The organism is Bacillus sp. FSL R7-0646 (assembly GCF_037969865.1).
Lineage (GTDB): Bacteria > Bacillota > Bacilli > Bacillales > Bacillaceae > Bacillus > Bacillus licheniformis.
On the sequence record NZ_CP150217.1, the window covers coordinates 1,563,899 to 1,582,322 of the forward strand.

Here is an 18,424-nt window from a genome sequence, read left to right on the forward strand (position 1 = left end):
GTTAAGAATGGAACGCTTTTCAGAAGAAGAGAGAAAACTGTTGCTGAACGTACTTTTGGACCATGAGTATGCCGTAGAGCTACTAAGCAGTGAGATCAATGATATAGAAACTGGTACAAAAAATGTGGATAGCCTGACATATAAGAAACTGGTTACCTTATATGACCGTGTCCGGTCTGAAAATTAGGTCAGATTATATCAATTGATACTCATTAGAGTATCTTTTTTGTTTCCTAAAAGGATATTGAATGATAAACTGACCTTGGGAGAAAGGAAAGTTTTCGACAAATATTGATATTGTTTATATTATTGTAGTATAGGGAAATTATGCGTTGATGGATTAAAGCTGAAAAGGAGTCGAAAAATCATGATTAGTTTGCAATCAGATGAACTTCTTGAAACGACAGTAGGTCAGTTTATGATCGATGCTGATAAAGTAGCCCATGTTCAAGTCGGAAACAATCTGGAACATGCCCTTCTCGTTTTGACGAAAACCGGATATACCGCGATCCCTGTACTTGATGCTTCTTTCCGTTTGCACGGATTAATCGGAACGAATATGATCATGGATAAAATCTTCGGCTTGGAACGAATCGAATTTGAGAAGCTTGATAAGATTCATGTTGAAGAAGTCATGCTGACGGACATCCCCCGCTTAAAAATTGATGATCCGATTTTAAAAGGATTCGGACTCGTCATCAACAACGCGTTTGTATGTGTCGAAAATGAAGAGCAGGTTTTCGAAGGCATTTTTACAAGGCGTGTCGTATTAAAACAGCTGAATAAGCATTTGAGGACGTTGAATAAATAGGCGCGGCAGCGGCCTATTTTTTATTTGCAGCGCTCCATCCAATCCTCCGCACATTCCCCGATGCCCGACTTCCCGCTTGATTAAAAAACAGCCGTTTGATTAAATGTATGATAAGAAAAACTTATTGGAATGAGGAATGTCCATGCAGCTTCAAGAGCTTCACATGCTTGTCGTTCTGGCGGAAGAATTAAATATGCGGAAAGCGGCTGAACGTCTGTTTGTTTCCCAGCCGGCATTATCCCAGCGGCTGCAGACCATCGAGAAATCATGGGGAACGAAAATTTTTTTAAGATCGCAAAAAGGGCTGACTGTCACGTCTGCCGGAGAAAAAATTATCCAGTTTGCAAAAGATGTAACATTGGAACAGGAAAAAGTGAGAGAGAATATAGATGAGCTGGAGGGCGAGATACACGGTACGCTCAAATTGGCGGCCGCTTCGATTATCGGGCAGCATTGGCTTCCGAACGTTCTGAAAACCTACGTTAAACAATATCCGAACGTCAAAATCTCCCTCGTCACCGGCTGGAGCAGCGAAATGCTGAAAAGCCTCTACGAAGACCATGTTCATATTGGCATTATCAGGGGAAACCCGGAATGGAAAGGCCCTAAGCACTACTTGATGCGGGACGAATTGTACCTCGTCGATACAGAGATCCGAAACATTGAGGACATTGCCAAAACGGAACGGCCGTTCATCCAGTTCAAAAGCGACAGCACGTACTATCAGGAAATTCAGCACTGGTGGCACCAAAAGTTCAAAACATCGCCGAAACAAACCATTATTGTCGACCAAATTGAAACATGCAAACAGATGGCTTTCCACGGAATCGGTTATGCGATCCTTCCATCGGTGACGCTTCACGGAAGCGGGAGCCATGTTCACCAAATCCCTTTGCTTGATGCTAAAGGAAAAGCAATCGGCAGAGATACGTGGCTGCTCGGTTATGAGCCGGCTTTCCAGCTGAAGCAAGTACAGGCGTTTGTAGAAGTTGTGAAAGAATGTACGGCAATGGAATAAACACTAGAAAGGCAGGACTCCAAAAAGGGGACTGCTTTTTTTTGTACGATTTATTGACATTGATAATCATTATCATTTAAAGTGTATCTATACAATAATGAAAATCATTATCAATTATAGAGGTGATTCTGTTGTCTAAAGCATTGATTGCATATGCCAGCATGTCCGGCAACACGGAGGATATCGCTATGATCATTAAAGATACATTGCGAGAGTACGGTTTTGATGTCACCATTCAGGAAATGGATGATGTCGATACCGACTCATTGGCTGAATATGATCTTCTTTTAATCGGCACCTACACATGGGGGGACGGGGATCTTCCTTATGAAGCGGAATCGTTTTACGAAGAGGTCTCTTCGCTTGACCTTAAAGGAAAGAAAGCGGCATGCTTCGGATCCGGCGATTATGCATACCCCCGATTTTGCGAAGCGGTCAACACGTTTTACACCATGCTTGAACGAACCGGCGCCGACCTTTATCAAGAGACACTGAAAATAGAGCTTGCTCCTGAAACAGATGAAGATGCCGAGTGCTGCAAGGAATTTGCCGAAGGCTTTATAAGATGGGCAGAACAGCAAAAACGGCGGGCTGAGATCCATGTTTCATAAAGGTGCGACGGCCGTCGCTTCGGCAAAGCATTCCGGTTACTTTGTCGCCGTCAAGCGGGAAGGCATTTTTCACTATTCACTTGAGCAAGGCTGGAAAAGGCTCTTTCAATTAAAAAGCAAAATTTGTTCCATCACCTATATCGGCGATTATTTATTCGGCGCAGGGGAGAGAGGAACGATTATCAGATCGTCTGACCAAGGGGCAACCTGGTCAATCTCAAGCTTTCCGACAAACGCCACGATTTGGTCGATCACGGGGAGAACGGACGGCTTTGTGTGTGCGCATGGGAAGCATTGCATTTACATATCCGACGATTTCGGCGTCTCATGGAAAGTCGTCAAGCCGTTTTCCGGTTTGAGTCATCCGCCCGTTATCCGCTCTCTGTGCCTCCATGAAGAGCGCCTTTACATCGGGACGCAGATTCATGAAGTGCACGGCGGTGTTTGGGCATACGATTTGGCATCAGAATCGGCTTTTATGATCAAAAAAGAAACCGGCCGCATGACCGCCTCGATGATCGCATTTGAAGGCGAATGGCTGGTATGTGCGATGGGATCCAAAAAAGGGAATCACGGTGCCGTCGATTTGGTCAACATTCACACAAATGATGAAATACAAATCAGGCGGGGCCTTGTTGAGAATGAAGAATCATTCCTGGATGTGTCCGAAGACAACGGAATCATCTATGTCACATCGGCTCAGGACCGAGACGGCTTTTCAAGAATCTATCAGCTTGATTTCTTTGAGAGGGAGCTGAAATGGTTTGACACGATAAAAGGGCATGGGTTCAGGGTGGCCAACCAAAAGGAGAACTTCTTTTGCGCAGGTCTTTATGAATGCAAATTTGTCAGGCCTTATGAACAGCCTGCTGCAGCCCACTGATTTTATAGCGTTTTATAGGAGGAATAATGATGGGGAAAGTTTTGCTGGTTTATGCAAGCATGTCTGGAAATACAGAGGCGATGGCCGATTTAATCGAGAAGGGCCTTCTTGAGGGCGGGGCCGAAGTGGACCGTCATGAAGCGATGGATGTAGATGCGGCGCTCTTTAACGATTATCAGCACATGATATTTGGCGCCTATACTTGGGGCGACGGAGAACTTCCGGATGAGTTTTTGGATATTTACGACGATATGGAAGGGATGGATTTCACAGGCAAGACGTTTGCCGTTTTCGGATCCGGAGATACTTCTTACGAGCATTTTTGCGGTGCCGTCGACATTCTTGAAGATAAAATCAAGGAGCTCGGCGGGAACGTGGTGCTTCCGTCCGTCAAAATCGAAATGAATCCGGAGGATGAAGAAGAAGGCATGCTGCTCCAATTCGGCAGGGATTTTGCAAAGAAATGTGAAGTGCCGGCATAGCTTTTGATAAAAAAGGAAACGGGACATCCCTTTCCTTTTTTTCTTGTTTTTAAATCTTTCCTTTGATACAGTAATGAGGAGAAAAAGAGAAGGAGGACTTACATAATGAAAATGATGGATGCAAATGAGATTATCTCATTTATTCAAAATAGTAAGAAATCGACACCTGTTAAAGTGTATGTGAAAGGCGACCTTGAAGGAATTGACTTCGGCGCTTCAGCCAAGCCTTTTATTACAGGCAATACAGGGGTTGTATTCGGAGAATGGGCGGAGATTCAAGCTGCGCTCGAAGCCAACAAAGGCAAAATTGAAGACTATGTCATCGAAAACGACCGCCGCAATTCGGCGATTCCAACGCTCGATTTAAAAAATATTAAAGCGCGCATCGAGCCGGGTGCGATCATCCGCGATCAAGTGGAAATCGGCGATAATGCCGTCATCATGATGGGGGCTTCCATCAACATCGGCTCTGTGATCGGAGAAGGAACGATGATCGATATGAATGTCGTGCTGGGCGGACGAGCTACCGTCGGCAAAAACTGCCACATCGGAGCGGGATCCGTGCTTGCGGGTGTCATTGAGCCTCCTTCAGCAAAACCTGTCGTTATTGAAGACGATGTCGTCATCGGTGCAAACGCCGTCGTACTTGAAGGCGTGACTGTTGGAAAAGGAGCCGTTGTTGCTGCCGGCGCGATCGTTGTGGAAGATGTTGAGCCTTACACAGTAGTCGCCGGAACACCTGCGAAAAAAATCAAAGACATCGATGAAAAAACTAAAGGCAAAACAGAAATCAAACAGGAATTGCGCCAGCTTTAGAAGCGGCAGCGAAAAGTGCGTGGATGTGACAATCCACGCATTTTCGCATCGCCGGGGAGGTTAGAAAGATGAAATTGGACGAATTAGCAGCGATTCGCAGAGATCTGCACCAAATTCCTGAACTCGGTTTTCAGGAATATAAGACACAGGCTTATCTTTTGAACCACTTAGCAAAGCATCCGGAAGGACGGATTGAAATTGAAAAGTGGAGAACCGGACTGTTTGTAAAGGTTAAAGGGACGGCCCCTGAAAAGATTTTGGCGTACAGGGCGGATATGGACGGGCTCTCTATTCGGGAAGATACCGGATATTCTTTTTCTTCCGTTCATCAGGACAGGATGCATGCGTGCGGGCATGATTTCCACATGACGATTGCCCTCGGCATCATCGATCATTTCGTCCGCCACCCGGTTAAACAAGATCTGCTGTTTTTGTTCCAGCCGGCTGAGGAAGGACCGGGCGGCGCTGAGCCGATGCTTGAAAGCGACTTGTTTAAAAAGTGGGAGCCGAGCATGATCACAGCGCTGCACATCGCGCCTGAACTCCCGGTCGGAACGATCGGAACGAAAAGCGGGCTGCTCTTTGCCAATACGTCGGAGCTCGTAATCGAACTTGAAGGAAAGGGCGGGCATGCCGCATATCCCCACCTTGCAGAAGATATGGTGGTCGCGGCCAGTTCGCTCGTTACGCAAATGCAGTCGATCGTAGCCAGGAATGTCGATCCGCTGGACAGTGCTGTCATTACCATCGGGACGATTACAGGCGGATCGGCACAAAACATCATCGCTCAGGAAGCAAGGCTTGAAGGGACGATCAGGACGCTGTCCCCAGCGTCAATGGAACAGGTGAAGAAAAGGATCGAGGCCATGGTTCGGGGCCTGGAAACGGCTTATCAATGCAGCGGTAAAGTCAGCTATCCTGCAGCATATTATCAGGTCTGCAATTCAAGCGATTTAGTCGAAGACTTTATGCAGTTCGTTTCTGAAAACGGCCTTGCAGAGGTCGTCCGTTCAAAAGAAGCGATGACAGGGGAGGACTTCGGCTATATGCTGAAAAAGTATCCGGGCTTCATGTTTTGGCTCGGCGTCGATTCACCTTACGGGCTTCACCACGCCAAGCTGCAGCCGAAAGAGGAAGCGCTTGAAACGGCAGTCCGCGTCATGACGGCTTATTTCTCTTCCAAAGCCAATTAGATAAAGCGGCTGGTATAAAAAATCGGCAAACGTGGCATCTTAATTGGTGGAGGTGTTTCTTCATGTCGAAAAAAATCGGAATCGAACAATCTCTTTCTGATGTCGAGGCTGCTTTGAAGGAAAAAGGGTATGAGGTTGTAACGATGAAAACCGAAGACGATGCAAAAGGCTGCGACTGCTGCGTCGTCACTGGTCTGGACACTGATATGCTCGGGATTTCAGATACGATGACCGGAGCATCTGTCATACAGGCGACGGGTTTAACTGCCGATGAAATCTGTCAGCAGGTTGAGCAAAAACTTCAGTAATAGACATAAAACCGAAGTTCCAGCTTCGGTTTTAACTTGTTTTCCAAAAAAAACAGCTGCTGCGTGTTAAACGGTTGTTTCCTCATCCGGCGGCATGTTACAATTTTTTTAAAGGATTTAAATAGAACAACCGCTAATTTAAATTTATTATCAATTAATATTGACTTAAAATATGGTAAGCATTATAATGAACTATGTATGTGATATTATTAACTAAATGAGAATTTAATATTTGAATTCTCATTTAGATACGGGTAGCATAACCCAAAAATCACAATTGGAGGGATACATAAAATGGCAGAACGCATGGTAGGTAAACAAGCGCCGCGCTTTGAAATGGAAGCGGTTCTTGCAAACAAAGAATTCGGAAAAGTAAGCCTTGAAGAAAACATGAAAAATGATAAGTGGACGGTTCTATTCTTCTATCCAATGGACTTCACTTTCGTGTGTCCGACAGAAATTACAGCAATGTCTGACCGCTATGACGAGTTTGAAGACCTTGATGCAGAAGTTATCGGCGTATCAACTGACACCATCCACACTCACTTGGCATGGATTAACACGGACCGCAAAGATAACGGTCTCGGCCAGCTGAAATATCCGCTTGCTGCCGACACAAACCATGAAGTATCTCGTGAATACGGCGTACTGATTGAAGAAGAAGGTGTAGCGCTTCGCGGATTGTTCATCATTAATCCAGAAGGCGAACTTCAATATCAAACAGTGTTCCATAACAATATCGGCCGTGATGTAGACGAAACATTGCGCGTGCTTCAAGCGCTGCAAACAGGCGGTCTTTGCCCTGCAAACTGGAAACCGGGACAAGCAACCCTTTAATTTCGATAAGAAATCTGATTGGAAAGGTCTAACATTTGTTAGACCTTTTTAAACGACAAAAATGACATTGGAGGAAAAATCATGAAATTACGTCAGCCGATGCCGGAACTGACCGGCGCAAAAGAGTGGTTAAACGGAGAAGTGACAAAAGAGCAGCTTATAGGAGAAAAGCCGACATTAATTCATTTTTGGTCCATCAGCTGCCACTTGTGCAAAGAGGCGATGCCCCAGGTCAATGAATTCCGCGACCGCTACAGCGATAAACTAAACGTGGTGGCCGTGCATATGCCGCGTTCAGAAGACGATTTAGACTTGAATAAAATCAAAGAAGTTGCCGCTGAACATGATATCACTCAGCCTATTTTTGTTGACAGCGACCATAAGCTGACTGACGCTTTTGAGAATGAATATGTCCCTGCTTATTACGTGTTTGACAAAACAGGCCAGCTTCGCCATTTTCAAGCTGGAGGCAGCGGAATGAAAATGCTCGAAAAACGTGTGAACCGCGTTCTTGCCGAAACAGAACAGTCTGCTGAATAAAGATGAAAAACCCCGTTTTCATGGGGTTTTTTATTTATTTGGCTCCCCAATTACAAAAAAACAAAAAAAATTTCCTCTAGCCGCCCCTTTCGACAAATAGGCCATTTGACACTGTTTATTTCATTTGATGAGTCTGTTGGCCTATTTTTGGTTCGGGAGCAGTTCTTACTTTCCCCGTGCATAAAAGACTGTGGATTCGACAAGTGAAATCTGGAAATTTTGAATATTCTGGATTTATAAGCCGGAATAATCATTGATACCTCACACTTTCCATCATAATTAAACAGTGGATTCTATTCCTAAATTATGTTTCATTGAAAAGTAATTTTCTAGGTTCCTTCATTATTTACCATTTTTCGACAATGGGTTTAGAGTAGGCCGAAATGCTTCAAAAACTCCTCAGGCCTCAAGTTTTCCGGAAATTTAGTTCTATTTTCTTAACGGAGAGCAACAGTAGAAAAACGAAAAAATAGTTGATAAAATTAGTTTGGTAATCTAATATTTTTATTGGAAGGTTTATTTATTCTGATAGGAGGGTATAAACGGTATGTTTAACGAGAGGGAAGCATTGCGTTTAAGATTAGAGCAGCTGAACGAGGCTGAAGTTAAGGTGATTAGGGAGTATCAAATTGAGCGGGATAACATATATGCAAAGCTGCGTGAATTGGATCGTCCATCCAGCTTTAATGATACAAAAAAAGATTTTCGCCCGGAGCGTAAAACTGAATCTCTCCCTGTTTTAGCTGAATTGGCTGCACAGGAGATGAAGAGCTACCAGCAACAGCAGCAACAGCAGCCGCAAGCATCTCAAAAGAACCAGCAGCAGACTTCTCCGCAAACCTCCTCACTGCCTGCCGGAATTCCAGATGGAACGACAAGGCGCAGAAGGGGTACAGCACGTCCAGGCTCAAAAGCTGCAAAATTGCGTGAAGCGGCGATTAAAACATTAAAACGCCATAATGCGGCCATCAAAAGCTCCGAACTTCAAAAAGAAATCGAAAAAGAGAGCGGACTTGAGATCCCTAATATGACAACCTTTATGCAAAGCCTGATTAAAATGTACCCGGAAGTCAAAAAACCATACCGCGGTCAATATATATTAGAGGGTGAGATTTCTACTGAGACAGAGCAGCAATAGGTCAAACCCTTGCTTTTCCAGATAGCGTTTCCATTTTGAGGGAACATAAAGGCGGCCGCTTTATACGCCGCCGCCCAATCAACTGCTTGAGACAATCTACTCAAGCGGTTTTTTGTAAAAACCAAATTATTCCTTAAAGTGGTATTTAATTTAAAGGTTTTGTTTCTTTGTCTTTGCGTTTAATTTGATAGACCCATTTTTGCGGGGGTGTTTCTTCTTTCGCCTGTTTTTTCCACTCTGTTATTTTTTGATCCATTTTCGTATCATTTTGTTGAATGGCGCTCAATTGTTGTTGGAGCTGATCAACTTGCTCTGTAACAGTTTGAAGCACCGCCTCGATCTGTTCTGACCGTTCAAAAACCTCCTCGTTTTGTTCAAGCGCCTTCTCCGTCTGCTGAAATGCATCAATATCGGCAAAATGAGAAGCGATCCACTTATCACTTTCATCGAGTTGCCTTTTATAAGAGAGAATCGCTTCATAAAACAGCGCTTCTTTTGTTTTTTCAGCCTCCAAAAGCCGGCTTTTCGTTTCCGTCACCCGCTCTTTTAATACCGCAACATCAGTTTCGATTTGTTTGAGCTGAAGACTTTTAGCGTGAAGTTCATCTTTCAGGCGGGCATTTTCGTATGCAGCGTTTTTGAGCTCCTGTTCCTTTTTTTCCCTCAGCGTTTTTTCTCTTTCTGCATGAAGCTTTTCGTATTCTATTTGGCTATGTAAGCTTTTTTTCTCTTCTTCGGCTTTTACATTTGTTAAATGAAGGCGGTGCTTTTCTTCTATCTCTTGTTTTCTTGCATAGGTTTCTTTTTGAAGAAGCTCCTGAAGAACGACGATTTTACTCAGCAATTCGCTTTTTATCCGGTTGAGCGTTTCGGCCGACTTGTCTTCCTTGTTTGCCGAAATCCGCTCCAGTTCGAATGACAGCTGCTGAAGCTGCTGTTTCATTGCTGCGTTTTCCCGGCTGAGCTTATGATTTTTCTGGTGAAAATAGCTTGCTTCAAGCTCGTGTATCAATTGATGTGATCTTGCCAGCTCAGCTTTTAAAAAAAGGTTTTCCTGTGATAAATCTTGAAAATAAGGCAGCGAACCCGATGTTTTTTTCATGGTGACCAGCCCCCTATAAATGTTACAACTACAATATGCATAAATGAAACCCGCCATGCCTTTTGAAAAAGAGATTTTACAGACTTGTTCGGATTTCTAAAGTTTTGCTATGATGTTCGCAGGCAGGAACACGCGAAGGAAGGTTGAGCCGTATGAAAGAAATACATGTCATATTATCAGGGGGGCTTTCGCGCCGTTTTGGGGAACCGAAGGCGTTTGCCCGCTGGAAAGGCAAGCCGCTTTATCAATGGTGCAAACAGGCGCTGGGAGACGACGTCCTGATATTGAGCCGTCCGGGCTTGACGGAGCGGTTTATAGAACTCGGGGAAAAAGCGGTGCTGGAAGATATCGAACCGTACAGAGGGAAAGGGCCGCTTGCCGGTATGTACACAGCCATGGAGCGGGCGGAAGGGGAATGCTATATTTTTTCGGCCTGTGACACCCCGCTTGTCCGGCAGGAGACCATATCGGCTTTAAAACGGCAGTTGACCCCGGCGGATGACGCCGTCGTGCCTGTCGCAGACGGAAGGGCGCAGCCGCTTGTTGCCGTCTACCACAGAAGGGTAAAATCCGTCCTCCATGAACAGCTTCAGCAGAACGAACTGAAGATCAGCAGTTTTCTCGACCGCATTCGCGTCAAGTACATTGAAGCAGATGCGGTTGGTGCAGAGCCGTGGGAATTTATAAATGTCAATAAAAAGTCGGATTTAGAAGAAATAGAGCCGTTCTTTCCGGGATGAAATATTTTATCATAGATTGCAAGGGTTTTTCGGAAGGTGTTTTTCAAAGAACAGCAGACGGAAAAATGGTATGATATAGAAAAGGAAGTAAAGGGGATCATCCTGATGCATGAACGGTATTCAAGACAAATCAGATATCAAAACATCGGACAGGCGGGTCAGGACAGAATCAGGCAGAGCCATGTTTTGATCGTCGGGGCCGGGGCGCTTGGCACGTCAGCCGCTGAAGGGCTTGTGCGCGCAGGCATCGGCGCACTGTCTATTATAGACCGCGATTATGTGGAATGGAGCAACTTGCAAAGGCAGCAGCTCTACACAGAGAAAGACGCGGAGGAAAGGCTTCCGAAAGCGGCGGCTGCAAAAGAACGTCTTTCCGAGATCAACAGCGGTGTTGAGCTTCGTACATATGTTGCAGACGGCACAGTTGAAACACTCAGACCGCTGATCGAAGAGGCGGATGCCGTCATTGATGCAACGGATAACTTTGAGACCCGCATGATCATCAATGACCTTGCGCAGGAGACGGGTACTCCGTGGGTTTACGGCGCTTGTGTCAGCAGTCAGGGCATGTATATGACGATTATTCCCCAAAAAACGCCATGCCTTGCCTGCCTGTTTGAAGATGTTCCGATTGGCGGGGCTACATGCGATACGTCGGGGATTATTTCGCCGGCCGTTCAAATGGTGTCGGCTTATCAGCAAGCTGAAATTTTAAAAATCTTAACTGGACAGCAAGAAGCGCTTCAAACTGCTTTTGTCACGTTTGATTTATGGGCGAACACCCATTATCGCATGCAGATCGGCCGCAATGAGAAATGTCCTTCGTGCGGAGAAACGCCGGTTTATCCTTTCCTCAGCAACATGAGCCAAAAGAAAGCCGACGTGCTGTGCGGAAGAGAGACCGTCCAAATTCGCAGCGAAATGTTAAAACGGCTGCCTAAAGAGGAGCTCATGAAAAAGCTTTCGGTCATCGGAAAAGTGGATGCGAATGATTATTTGCTGCATGTACAATATGAGGCGTTCAGAATCGTTATTTTCAACGATGGAAGAGCCCTTGTTCACGGCACAAATGATATAAAAGAAGCCAACTCCATATTGGCGAGAGTCATCGGAATGTAACAACAGGAGGTTTTTTTAAATGATTGAAAAAAGAACGCCCATTCCAGTTTTTGAAGCCGCTGCGCGTGTCTCTCAGCACCAGAAGCTGGGAGATGCAGAGTGGATTCACCTTGAGGAGAGTCTCCATAGATTTTTAGCCGAAGATGTCAAGGCTGATCACGATGTACCCGCTTTTGACCGTTCGCCATACGACGGCTTTGCTGTCCGAGCATGCGATACAGCCGGTGCTTCGGGGGAAAATCCGCTGCAATTCGAGGTGGTTGATCACATTGGAGCCGGGGCCGTATCGGATAAAAAGCTGGGTTCTTTTCAAGCCGTCAGAATTATGACGGGAGCGCAGATTCCGGAGGGCGCTGATGCGGTAGTCATGCTTGAGCTGACAAAAACCTTCTCGGAAGACGGCAAAAACTATATGGTGTTGAAGCGCTCACTACAGCCGGGAGAAAATATATCAAAAACCGGAGAAGATGCGAGAAAAGGATCAGTTCTTGTGAAAAAAGGAACCCGGATAACGCCGGGTGTTGTCGCTTTGCTTGCAACATTCGGATATGCAGCGGTTCCTGCAGTCAAAAAGCCTGTGGTAGGCATCATTGCCACCGGGACGGAGCTTCTGAATGTCAGCGATCCTCTTGTTCCCGGAAAAATCCGCAACAGCAATGCAGGCATGGCGGCCGCTCAGGTTGAAGAATCAGGCGGAAAACCCCTTTATTTAGGAAAGATTTCTGATCAATTTGACGAAAGCTTTGCAGCGGTGGAAAAAGCTTTGGACAAGGTGGATTTTCTGATTACGACCGGAGGGGTATCCGTAGGGGACTTTGATTTTCTGCCGGCAATTTACGAAAAGCTCGGTGCCGAGGTCCTGTTTAATAAAGTGGCGATGCGTCCCGGAAGTGTAACGACGGTCGCTCAATTAAACGGCAAATTGCTGTTTGGGCTGTCCGGGAACCCGTCAGCCTGCTTCGTTGGATTTGAGCTTTTCGTCAAGCCGTCCCTGCGCACCTGGCTGCATCATCCGAAGCCGTATTCTTTATGTGCAGAAGCGGTTTTAGCCAAGGATTTTCCAAAACCTAACCCGTTTACGAGGTTTGTCCGCTCGTTTGTATCCATTCAAGACGGCGCGCTTCAGGCGGAGCCTGTCGGTCTGGATAAATCGAGCGCCGTAACGTCTCTTGCAGATGCCAATGCGCTGATGGTTTTGCCGGGCGGAACGAGAGGCTTTGAAGCCGGGGCAAGAGTGCATGTTCTTTTATACCGGGATGAGAACGGAAGTGAACAGCTGTGGCCGCACATTTTCCAATCCTCCAGATCGTAGGGTACCAAAACAGCGGCAAAACGACGTTCGTTGAAAAATTGGCGGGAAAGCTCGATCAGCTAGGAGTCAATGTTGGCTGTCTGAAACACCACGGACATGGAGGAGAACCGGACGCTTTTGCCGAAGGGAAGGATTCCGACCGCTTTTTTCGGGCTGGAGCGGCTGCGTCCGGCGTAGAAGGTGCGGGCGTTTTTCAGCTTACGGCGCGCGGCGAGTGGACGCTTGATCAACTGATTGCCGCTTACGGCGTTTTAGCAGTTGAGTGTCTCCTCATCGAAGGATTTAAACATGCGCCATATCAAAAAGTTGTCATGGTCAGAAACGAAGCGGACTGCCGGCTCCTGAAGGAATTGGACGGCATCATCGCCGTCATTTACCAGCAGAGCGAGCCGAAAACAGATGTTCCATCCTTTCATATTGAAGACCCGGGTGCCCTGGCTTTTATTCTGAATCATCTAAAGGAGGAAGGCGTTTGTCTGAACGATTTATCATAACAAAAGACCCGATTGTCATCGAAGATGTCGTCAAAAAAGTTGAAAGAAGGGAAGCCGGTGCCGTCACGACGTTTATCGGAACAGTGAGAGAATGGACCAACGGAAAAAAGACCCTCTATCTCGAATATGAAGCTTATGTTCCAATGGCGGTCAGCATGCTCGCTCAGATCGGCAAAGAAATCAATGAAAAATGGCCCGGCACAGCTGCAGCCATTACCCATCGCATCGGCAGGCTGGACATTTCTGACGCGGCCGTTGTCATCGCCGTGTCGTCGCCTCACCGGAAAGCGGCGTATGAAGCGAACGAATATGCGATCGAAAGAATAAAGCAAATCGTCCCGATTTGGAAAAAAGAACATTGGGAGGACGGCGAGACTTGGATCGGCGACCAGCTTGAGACAACTGAATACCCGGAAGGGAAACCGGATATTGAAGAGGCGGCTTCCGGCAGAGAAAGAGGTGCTGACCATTGATTAAAATTTTGCTGTTTGCCCAGCTTGCGGAACAAGCGGGTGCGCAGAGTATCGATATAGATGAAGAAAAGACGACAACAGACGAGATTAGACAGTTTTTAAAAGAAACGTACAATCTTCAGGGGACGGACCGGGCGATGATCGCTGTGAACGAAGTGTACAGAAGAGGAAACAGTGAGGTCGAGTCGGGAGATACGGTTGCTTTTATTCCCCCGGTCAGCGGAGGATGAGAACGTCGGTCGGTTCAGGCATAAGCCTGTCACCGACCGACGTTTTTTTTAGAACCGTTCTCTATATAAAGAAAACAGCCGCGCCGTTCTTTCGAAATGTTTGGTTCTAATTTTTGAATCAGGTCATAAAGCTCACTAATACGGTGAACGTTAAAATTGGTTCTTTCCTTCAGTTTCATTTTCAGTTCTTTTGTCGTTACAATTTCTCCTTTTTGCTGTTTAATAATGTCTACGCAATGTGCTGCATAATACTCTTTATTGGAACGTCTATGTCGCTGGATTTGTCTGTCAAGTTCTCCCAACCTTGCATAAATCCCTTCGCGTTCTTTCCGGAAGTCCTTCCAGATTTTTTGTTCCAATTCACCTAAGAGGAGAAGCCGTTTTTTTAAAGCCTCTCTTTTCGACATTGCAATCAACTCCGTCATTCATAATTTGATAACTTTTTCTATTATTTTACATCATCTTCCTTCATTCATCAAAAAATTTCCTTTGACATCGAGAAACTATTTTTTATCGGCTGTCACATTTTAAACAGGCTTTATTTCAAACCGAAGAAGGGGGAAAACTCCATAATAAGACTGAATTTTTTAAAAACGGTGGAATTTTATTTCGTAAACCGATATATTAGATGATGTGTCCTTGTTTTACATGAATTGGAAAGGTGCTGGTGCTAATGGAGTCCCTTAAAAAACTAAAAGATTTTTATTGGCCTTATAAAAAAATGTTTTTATGGTCGATTGCGTCGATGCTTCTAATGACGGCGATTACCGTTGTTTATCCGATTATTCTGCAAATGACAATTGATGAAGTAATTCTCGGCGGAAAATACGGTTTGGTCATATGGATCAGCCTCGGGTTCATCGCTGTCATGGCGGCGAAGGGCGCAGCCACTTTTTTTCATCAGTATCTCGGAGATATGTTCGGAATTCGCTCTGTCTACCGGTTAAGAAAAGAGCTGTATGCGAAATTGCAGCGTCTGCCGTTCAAATATTACGACAGCGCTAAAACGGGAGATTTAATGTCAAGGCTTACGGCGGACGTCGAAGGCATCAGATTCTTTTTATCTTTCGGCTTTGCTGAGGCGATTCGATTTATCCTGCTTGTCACTTTCAGTCTGTCTGTCATGTTTTCTTATTCTGTGCCGCTGACTCTGGTTACGATTGCTTCTCTGCCGTTTTTAGGAGCGGCCGTCTACCGGTTTGATAAAAAAGTGCATCCCGCTTTTCGGAACATAAGAAAATCATTCGCCCGTTTAAATACGAAGGTTCAGGAAAATATCAGCGGCATGAACACCGTTAAATCTTTATCAAAAGAAGATTTTGAGATTCAAAACTTTACTCATTCAAATGACCATTTTCGAACTAAAAATTTAAACGCATCGTTTATCATGTCGAAGTTCTTTCCGCTGATGGAGTTTATCGGCAATATCTGCCTCGTGGCTCTGCTGTCGTTCGGCGGCTGGCTCGTGATGCAGAACAGCTTAAAACCGGGTGAGCTTGTCGCTTTTTTCAGTCTCGTCAATTACTTGATGTGGCCGATCATGAACCTCGGTTATGTCATCAACCTGTTTTCACAAGCGAAAGCATCGGGAGAGCGGCTGCTGGAAATTCTTGATGCCGAGGAGGAAATCACCGATACCGAACAGGCGGTGAAAAGCGGCAGACTGAACGGCGATGTCGTATTCAGCGATGTTTCCCTTCAATATACAAAAGAAAATGCGGAAGCATTGCATGGGGTGTCTTTTCAGGCTGAGCGCGGCAAAACGATTGGGTTAATCGGCGCGACGGGGTCAGGCAAGAGCAGCATCATTCAACTGCTGAGCCGCTTTTATGAACCGACATCCGGCCGGATCACGATCGACGGCAAACCGCTTGAACACTACTCATTAAAGATGCTGCGCTCCAATATCGGCGTCGTTCCGCAGGAATCGTTTTTATTTTCCTCAACGATCAGGTCAAATATATCGTATGGAAAGCCTGATGCATCGATGGATGAGATTATCGAAAGCGCGAAAAGAGCCCAGGCTCACGATTTTATCATGGAGCTTCCGAATCAATATGATACGATGCTCGGCGAGAGGGGGCTCGGGCTGTCCGGTGGCCAAAAACAGCGGATTGCGATTGCGAGAGCGATTTGTATGAACCCGGGCATTCTCATCCTGGATGATTCGACGAGTGCCGTTGACATGGAAACGGAGCACCGCATTCAACTTGCATTGCGGGAAGTGATGCGGGATCGGACGACTTTCATCATCGCTCACAGAATCTCATCCTTAAAGCATGCCGACGAAATCCTTGTTCTCGATAAAGGCGTAGTCAAGGAAAGGGGAACACACGAACAATTAATGGAAGCAAACGGTTTATACAAACGGATTTTTGATTTGCAGTATAAAGATCAAAATGTGTTGAATGAGCCGCATTTTGCAGGATAGGAGGCTCTTGCTATGGAAAACCAGGCGAAAAAACAAACGTTGATGAACCGGTTTTTTTATACTTCAGACCAAATCATTGAAAAGCCTTTTAACTGGGCGCAGATGTGGAGGCTGCTTAAATATTTAAAGCCCTACCGAAAAAATTTGCTGCCGCTGTCGTTTTTAACGGTCATGATCTCGGCGGCGATCCGGCTGGCGGTGCCGATTTTGATCGGCGTCTATGCGCTCGACCAAGCGATCGCAGGCCGGGATATGAATCTTCTTGTGATTCTGATCTCCGTCATCAGTGGGTTGTATCTTGTCAATTATGTTAGCAATGTGCTGAGAATCCGCTGGATGAACAAGCTTGGCCAGCATGTCATATATGATCTCAGACAGCATTTGTTTACGCATGTTCAGCGGCTGTCGCACCGCTTTTTCGACGAGCGTTCGGCAGGTTCAATCCTTGTCCGGATCATGAATGACATCAATTCTTTGCAGGAACTGTTTACGAGCGGAGTCATCAATTTATTGATGGATATTTTGCTTCTTTTTGGAATTGTCGTCATTCTGTTCTCGCTCAGTCCTGAGCTGACCATCGCCATTATGGTGACGCTGCCTGTGATGTTCTTCATTTCTACTAATCTCAGAAGGAAAATCCGGCGATCCTGGCAAAAGGTGCGCTTAAAGCAGTCCAAGCTGAATTCCCATTTGAACGAAAGCATTCAAGGCATCCGGGTCACTCAGGCATTTACTCAGGAAAAAGAGAATATGATGTATTTTGAAGGCGTCAACAGTGAGAACTTTGAAGCCTGGCGGGAAGCGACGAAAAAAAATGCGATTTTCCGTCCGCTTGTAGAAATGACAAACGCTGTCGGGACGGCCATTTTAATCTGGTACGGCTCAAGCTTGATCATCAATGAAACGATCACGATCGGTGTATTTGTATCGTTCGCCTTCTATCTCGGAATGTTCTGGGAGCCGATTTCAAGGCTCGGCCAAGTCTACAACCAGCTGTTGATGGGGATGGCTTCGTCAGAGCGGATCTTTGAATTTCTGGATGAAAAGCCGAGCGTTGCAGACAAGGAAGATGCGGTCAAAATAAAAGAATTAAAAGGCCGGATCGAATTTGAACAGGTGGAATTTTCTTATGACGGGAACCGCAAGGCGCTGCACAGCATTTCATTTGAGATACCTGCGGGATCATCGCTTGCGCTTGTCGGACATACAGGATCAGGGAAGACGACGATCGCAAATCTGATCAGCAGGTTTTACGATGCAACAGGCGGGGCTGTCAAAGTGGACGGTATACCGATTACCGATATCTCGCTTTCCGATCTTCGTTCGCAAATCAGCATCGTGCTGCAGGACACGTTTATTTTTTCCGGAACGATTATGGAAAATATTCGTTTTGGCCGTCCGAACGCCGCCGATGAAGAAGTGATCGAAGCAGCAAAAGCTGTCGGAGCCGATTCGTTTATTTCAGCGCTTCCGAATGGATACGCCACAGAAGTGGAAGAACGCGGCAATGTATTATCGGCAGGTGAGCGGCAGCTCATTTCATTTGCGAGGGCGCTTCTGGCAGATCCTCGTATTCTAATCCTTGATGAAGCAACCGTAAGCATTGACACAGAAACGGAAGTCAAAATCCAGGCTGCCTTGAAAACACTGCTCCATGGCAGAACGGCTATTATGATCGCTCACAGGCTTTCAACGATAAGGGATGCGGATAAAATCCTGGTTCTTGACCACGGCCGGAAAATAGAAGAAGGAAATCACCAGGAATTGATCGGGAAACGTGGAATGTATTATGAGCTGGTTAAATTGCAGTATCAAATGTTTCAGCGAAACTAAAACCGTCCGCGGCCGCACCTTCTAAGAATGCGGCCGGGGCGTTTTTTTGAGAA

General features: G+C 45.8%; 22 protein-coding genes. 20 read left to right on the forward strand and 2 right to left on the reverse strand.

What is annotated here, in order from left to right; all coding sequences use genetic code 11:
* Window positions 1-7 precede the first annotated feature (7 nt).
* The 12 genes from abbA (at window position 8) to rok (ending at window position 8,637) form a co-directional block, all read left to right on the forward strand.
* Window positions 8-187: an antirepressor AbbA gene (abbA, locus tag MKY62_RS08020; RefSeq protein WP_003181305.1), complete on the forward strand. Its 180-nt coding sequence runs from the start codon at window positions 8-10 to the stop codon at window positions 185-187.
* Window positions 188-367: 180 nt separating this feature from the next.
* Complete coding sequence (gene cbpB, locus MKY62_RS08025) at window positions 368-811, forward strand: cyclic-di-AMP-binding protein CbpB (protein WP_003181307.1); 444 nt, start codon at window positions 368-370, stop codon at window positions 809-811.
* A 142-nt stretch (window positions 812-953) separates the two neighbouring features.
* The gene (locus MKY62_RS08030) at window positions 954-1,829 is read left to right on the forward strand and encodes a LysR family transcriptional regulator (RefSeq protein WP_003181309.1); all 876 of its coding nucleotides are present in this window, start codon (window positions 954-956) and stop codon (window positions 1,827-1,829) included.
* Window positions 1,830-1,960: 131 nt separating this feature from the next.
* Entirely contained in the window at window positions 1,961-2,440 is a 480-nt protein-coding gene (locus MKY62_RS08035; RefSeq protein ID WP_011197941.1) for a flavodoxin, read from the forward strand.
* Window positions 2,430-3,323 (forward strand): hypothetical protein, encoded by an 894-nt coding sequence (locus tag MKY62_RS08040; RefSeq protein ID WP_003181315.1) that lies wholly within the window; start codon window positions 2,430-2,432, stop codon window positions 3,321-3,323. The genes MKY62_RS08035 and MKY62_RS08040 overlap by 11 nt, the downstream gene beginning before the upstream one ends.
* Window positions 3,324-3,349: 26 nt before the next feature.
* Window positions 3,350-3,805: a flavodoxin gene (locus MKY62_RS08045; protein WP_003181317.1), complete on the forward strand. Its 456-nt coding sequence runs from the start codon at window positions 3,350-3,352 to the stop codon at window positions 3,803-3,805.
* A gap of 105 nt (window positions 3,806-3,910) precedes the next feature.
* Window positions 3,911-4,621, forward strand: a complete 711-nt coding sequence (gene dapD, locus MKY62_RS08050; protein ID WP_003181319.1) for a 2,3,4,5-tetrahydropyridine-2,6-dicarboxylate N-acetyltransferase — start codon at window positions 3,911-3,913, stop codon at window positions 4,619-4,621.
* A gap of 68 nt (window positions 4,622-4,689) precedes the next feature.
* Window positions 4,690-5,814: an N-acetyldiaminopimelate deacetylase gene (locus MKY62_RS08055; protein WP_003181321.1), complete on the forward strand. Its 1,125-nt coding sequence runs from the start codon at window positions 4,690-4,692 to the stop codon at window positions 5,812-5,814.
* Between the two features lie 62 nt (window positions 5,815-5,876).
* Window positions 5,877-6,122 carry a YkuS family protein gene (locus MKY62_RS08060; RefSeq protein WP_003181323.1) on the forward strand — a complete coding sequence of 82 codons (246 nt, stop codon included), beginning with the start codon at window positions 5,877-5,879 and terminating at the stop codon, window positions 6,120-6,122.
* A 294-nt stretch (window positions 6,123-6,416) separates the two neighbouring features.
* Window positions 6,417-6,959, forward strand: coding sequence for a biofilm-specific peroxidase AhpA (gene ahpA / locus MKY62_RS08065; protein WP_003181325.1), 543 nt, complete (start codon window positions 6,417-6,419; stop codon window positions 6,957-6,959).
* A gap of 81 nt (window positions 6,960-7,040) precedes the next feature.
* A complete protein-coding gene (locus MKY62_RS08070; RefSeq protein WP_003181327.1) occupies window positions 7,041-7,499 on the forward strand; it encodes a redoxin domain-containing protein in 459 nt (152 codons plus the stop codon).
* A gap of 547 nt (window positions 7,500-8,046) precedes the next feature.
* Window positions 8,047-8,637 carry a transcriptional regulator Rok gene (gene rok / locus MKY62_RS08075; protein WP_003181328.1) on the forward strand — a complete coding sequence of 197 codons (591 nt, stop codon included), beginning with the start codon at window positions 8,047-8,049 and terminating at the stop codon, window positions 8,635-8,637.
* A gap of 145 nt (window positions 8,638-8,782) precedes the next feature.
* Here the strand turns inward: rok and MKY62_RS08080 are convergent, their stop codons facing one another.
* Window positions 8,783-9,739: a hypothetical protein gene (locus MKY62_RS08080; RefSeq protein WP_003181329.1), complete on the reverse strand. Its 957-nt coding sequence runs from the start codon at window positions 9,737-9,739 to the stop codon at window positions 8,783-8,785.
* A 152-nt stretch (window positions 9,740-9,891) separates the two neighbouring features.
* Between MKY62_RS08080 and MKY62_RS08085 the strand changes: the two genes are divergently transcribed.
* From MKY62_RS08085 to moaD, 6 genes are all read left to right on the forward strand, one after another.
* Window positions 9,892-10,479 carry a molybdenum cofactor guanylyltransferase gene (locus MKY62_RS08085; protein WP_003181331.1) on the forward strand — a complete coding sequence of 196 codons (588 nt, stop codon included), beginning with the start codon at window positions 9,892-9,894 and terminating at the stop codon, window positions 10,477-10,479.
* A gap of 105 nt (window positions 10,480-10,584) precedes the next feature.
* Window positions 10,585-11,598 carry a molybdopterin-synthase adenylyltransferase MoeB gene (locus MKY62_RS08090; RefSeq protein ID WP_011197943.1) on the forward strand — a complete coding sequence of 338 codons (1,014 nt, stop codon included), beginning with the start codon at window positions 10,585-10,587 and terminating at the stop codon, window positions 11,596-11,598.
* Window positions 11,599-11,617: 19 nt separating this feature from the next.
* The gene (glp, locus tag MKY62_RS08095) at window positions 11,618-12,910 is read left to right on the forward strand and encodes a gephyrin-like molybdotransferase Glp (protein ID WP_003181335.1); all 1,293 of its coding nucleotides are present in this window, start codon (window positions 11,618-11,620) and stop codon (window positions 12,908-12,910) included.
* Window positions 12,877-13,404 carry a molybdopterin-guanine dinucleotide biosynthesis protein B gene (gene mobB / locus MKY62_RS08100; RefSeq protein ID WP_003181336.1) on the forward strand — a complete coding sequence of 176 codons (528 nt, stop codon included), beginning with the start codon at window positions 12,877-12,879 and terminating at the stop codon, window positions 13,402-13,404. Before glp ends, mobB begins: the two co-directional genes overlap by 34 nt.
* Window positions 13,383-13,877 carry a molybdenum cofactor biosynthesis protein MoaE gene (locus MKY62_RS08105; RefSeq protein WP_003181338.1) on the forward strand — a complete coding sequence of 165 codons (495 nt, stop codon included), beginning with the start codon at window positions 13,383-13,385 and terminating at the stop codon, window positions 13,875-13,877. The genes mobB and MKY62_RS08105 overlap by 22 nt, the downstream gene beginning before the upstream one ends.
* Window positions 13,874-14,107: a molybdopterin converting factor subunit 1 gene (gene moaD / locus MKY62_RS08110; protein ID WP_003181340.1), complete on the forward strand. Its 234-nt coding sequence runs from the start codon at window positions 13,874-13,876 to the stop codon at window positions 14,105-14,107. Before MKY62_RS08105 ends, moaD begins: the two co-directional genes overlap by 4 nt.
* Before the next feature lie 29 nt (window positions 14,108-14,136).
* On the opposite strand, the gene MKY62_RS08115 is transcribed toward moaD, so the two are convergent.
* Entirely contained in the window at window positions 14,137-14,514 is a 378-nt protein-coding gene (locus tag MKY62_RS08115) for a hypothetical protein (RefSeq protein WP_003181342.1), read from the reverse strand.
* Between the two features lie 266 nt (window positions 14,515-14,780).
* Between MKY62_RS08115 and MKY62_RS08120 the strand changes: the two genes are divergently transcribed.
* Both MKY62_RS08120 and MKY62_RS08125 read left to right on the forward strand, forming a co-directional pair.
* Entirely contained in the window at window positions 14,781-16,538 is a 1,758-nt protein-coding gene (locus MKY62_RS08120) for an ABC transporter ATP-binding protein (protein ID WP_003181344.1), read from the forward strand.
* Between the two features lie 12 nt (window positions 16,539-16,550).
* The gene (locus MKY62_RS08125; protein WP_003181346.1) at window positions 16,551-18,371 is read left to right on the forward strand and encodes an ABC transporter ATP-binding protein; all 1,821 of its coding nucleotides are present in this window, start codon (window positions 16,551-16,553) and stop codon (window positions 18,369-18,371) included.
* Window positions 18,372-18,424: the final 53 nt, after the last annotated feature.

Excerpts from the sequence above, each read along its gene's own strand:
- abbA (WP_003181305.1), top strand. The coding sequence starts at position 8 with ATGGAACGCTTTTCAGAAGAAGAGAGAAAACTGTTGCTGAACGTACTT.
- cbpB (WP_003181307.1), top strand. The coding sequence starts at position 368 with ATGATTAGTTTGCAATCAGATGAACTTCTTGAAACGACAGTAGGTCAG.
- MKY62_RS08030 (WP_003181309.1), top strand. The coding sequence starts at position 954 with ATGCAGCTTCAAGAGCTTCACATGCTTGTCGTTCTGGCGGAAGAATTA.
- MKY62_RS08040 (WP_003181315.1), top strand. The coding sequence starts at position 2,430 with ATGTTTCATAAAGGTGCGACGGCCGTCGCTTCGGCAAAGCATTCCGGT.
- MKY62_RS08045 (WP_003181317.1), top strand. The coding sequence starts at position 3,350 with ATGATGGGGAAAGTTTTGCTGGTTTATGCAAGCATGTCTGGAAATACA.
- dapD (WP_003181319.1), top strand. The coding sequence starts at position 3,911 with ATGAAAATGATGGATGCAAATGAGATTATCTCATTTATTCAAAATAGT.
- MKY62_RS08055 (WP_003181321.1), top strand. The coding sequence starts at position 4,690 with ATGAAATTGGACGAATTAGCAGCGATTCGCAGAGATCTGCACCAAATT.
- MKY62_RS08060 (WP_003181323.1), top strand. The coding sequence starts at position 5,877 with ATGTCGAAAAAAATCGGAATCGAACAATCTCTTTCTGATGTCGAGGCT.
- ahpA (WP_003181325.1), top strand. The coding sequence starts at position 6,417 with ATGGCAGAACGCATGGTAGGTAAACAAGCGCCGCGCTTTGAAATGGAA.
- MKY62_RS08070 (WP_003181327.1), top strand. The coding sequence starts at position 7,041 with ATGAAATTACGTCAGCCGATGCCGGAACTGACCGGCGCAAAAGAGTGG.
- rok (WP_003181328.1), top strand. The coding sequence starts at position 8,047 with ATGTTTAACGAGAGGGAAGCATTGCGTTTAAGATTAGAGCAGCTGAAC.
- MKY62_RS08080 (WP_003181329.1), bottom strand. The coding sequence starts at position 9,739 with ATGAAAAAAACATCGGGTTCGCTGCCTTATTTTCAAGATTTATCACAG.
- MKY62_RS08085 (WP_003181331.1), top strand. The coding sequence starts at position 9,892 with ATGAAAGAAATACATGTCATATTATCAGGGGGGCTTTCGCGCCGTTTT.
- MKY62_RS08090 (WP_011197943.1), top strand. The coding sequence starts at position 10,585 with ATGCATGAACGGTATTCAAGACAAATCAGATATCAAAACATCGGACAG.
- glp (WP_003181335.1), top strand. The coding sequence starts at position 11,618 with ATGATTGAAAAAAGAACGCCCATTCCAGTTTTTGAAGCCGCTGCGCGT.
- MKY62_RS08115 (WP_003181342.1), bottom strand. The coding sequence starts at position 14,514 with ATGTCGAAAAGAGAGGCTTTAAAAAAACGGCTTCTCCTCTTAGGTGAA.
- MKY62_RS08120 (WP_003181344.1), top strand. The coding sequence starts at position 14,781 with ATGGAGTCCCTTAAAAAACTAAAAGATTTTTATTGGCCTTATAAAAAA.
- MKY62_RS08125 (WP_003181346.1), top strand. The coding sequence starts at position 16,551 with ATGGAAAACCAGGCGAAAAAACAAACGTTGATGAACCGGTTTTTTTAT.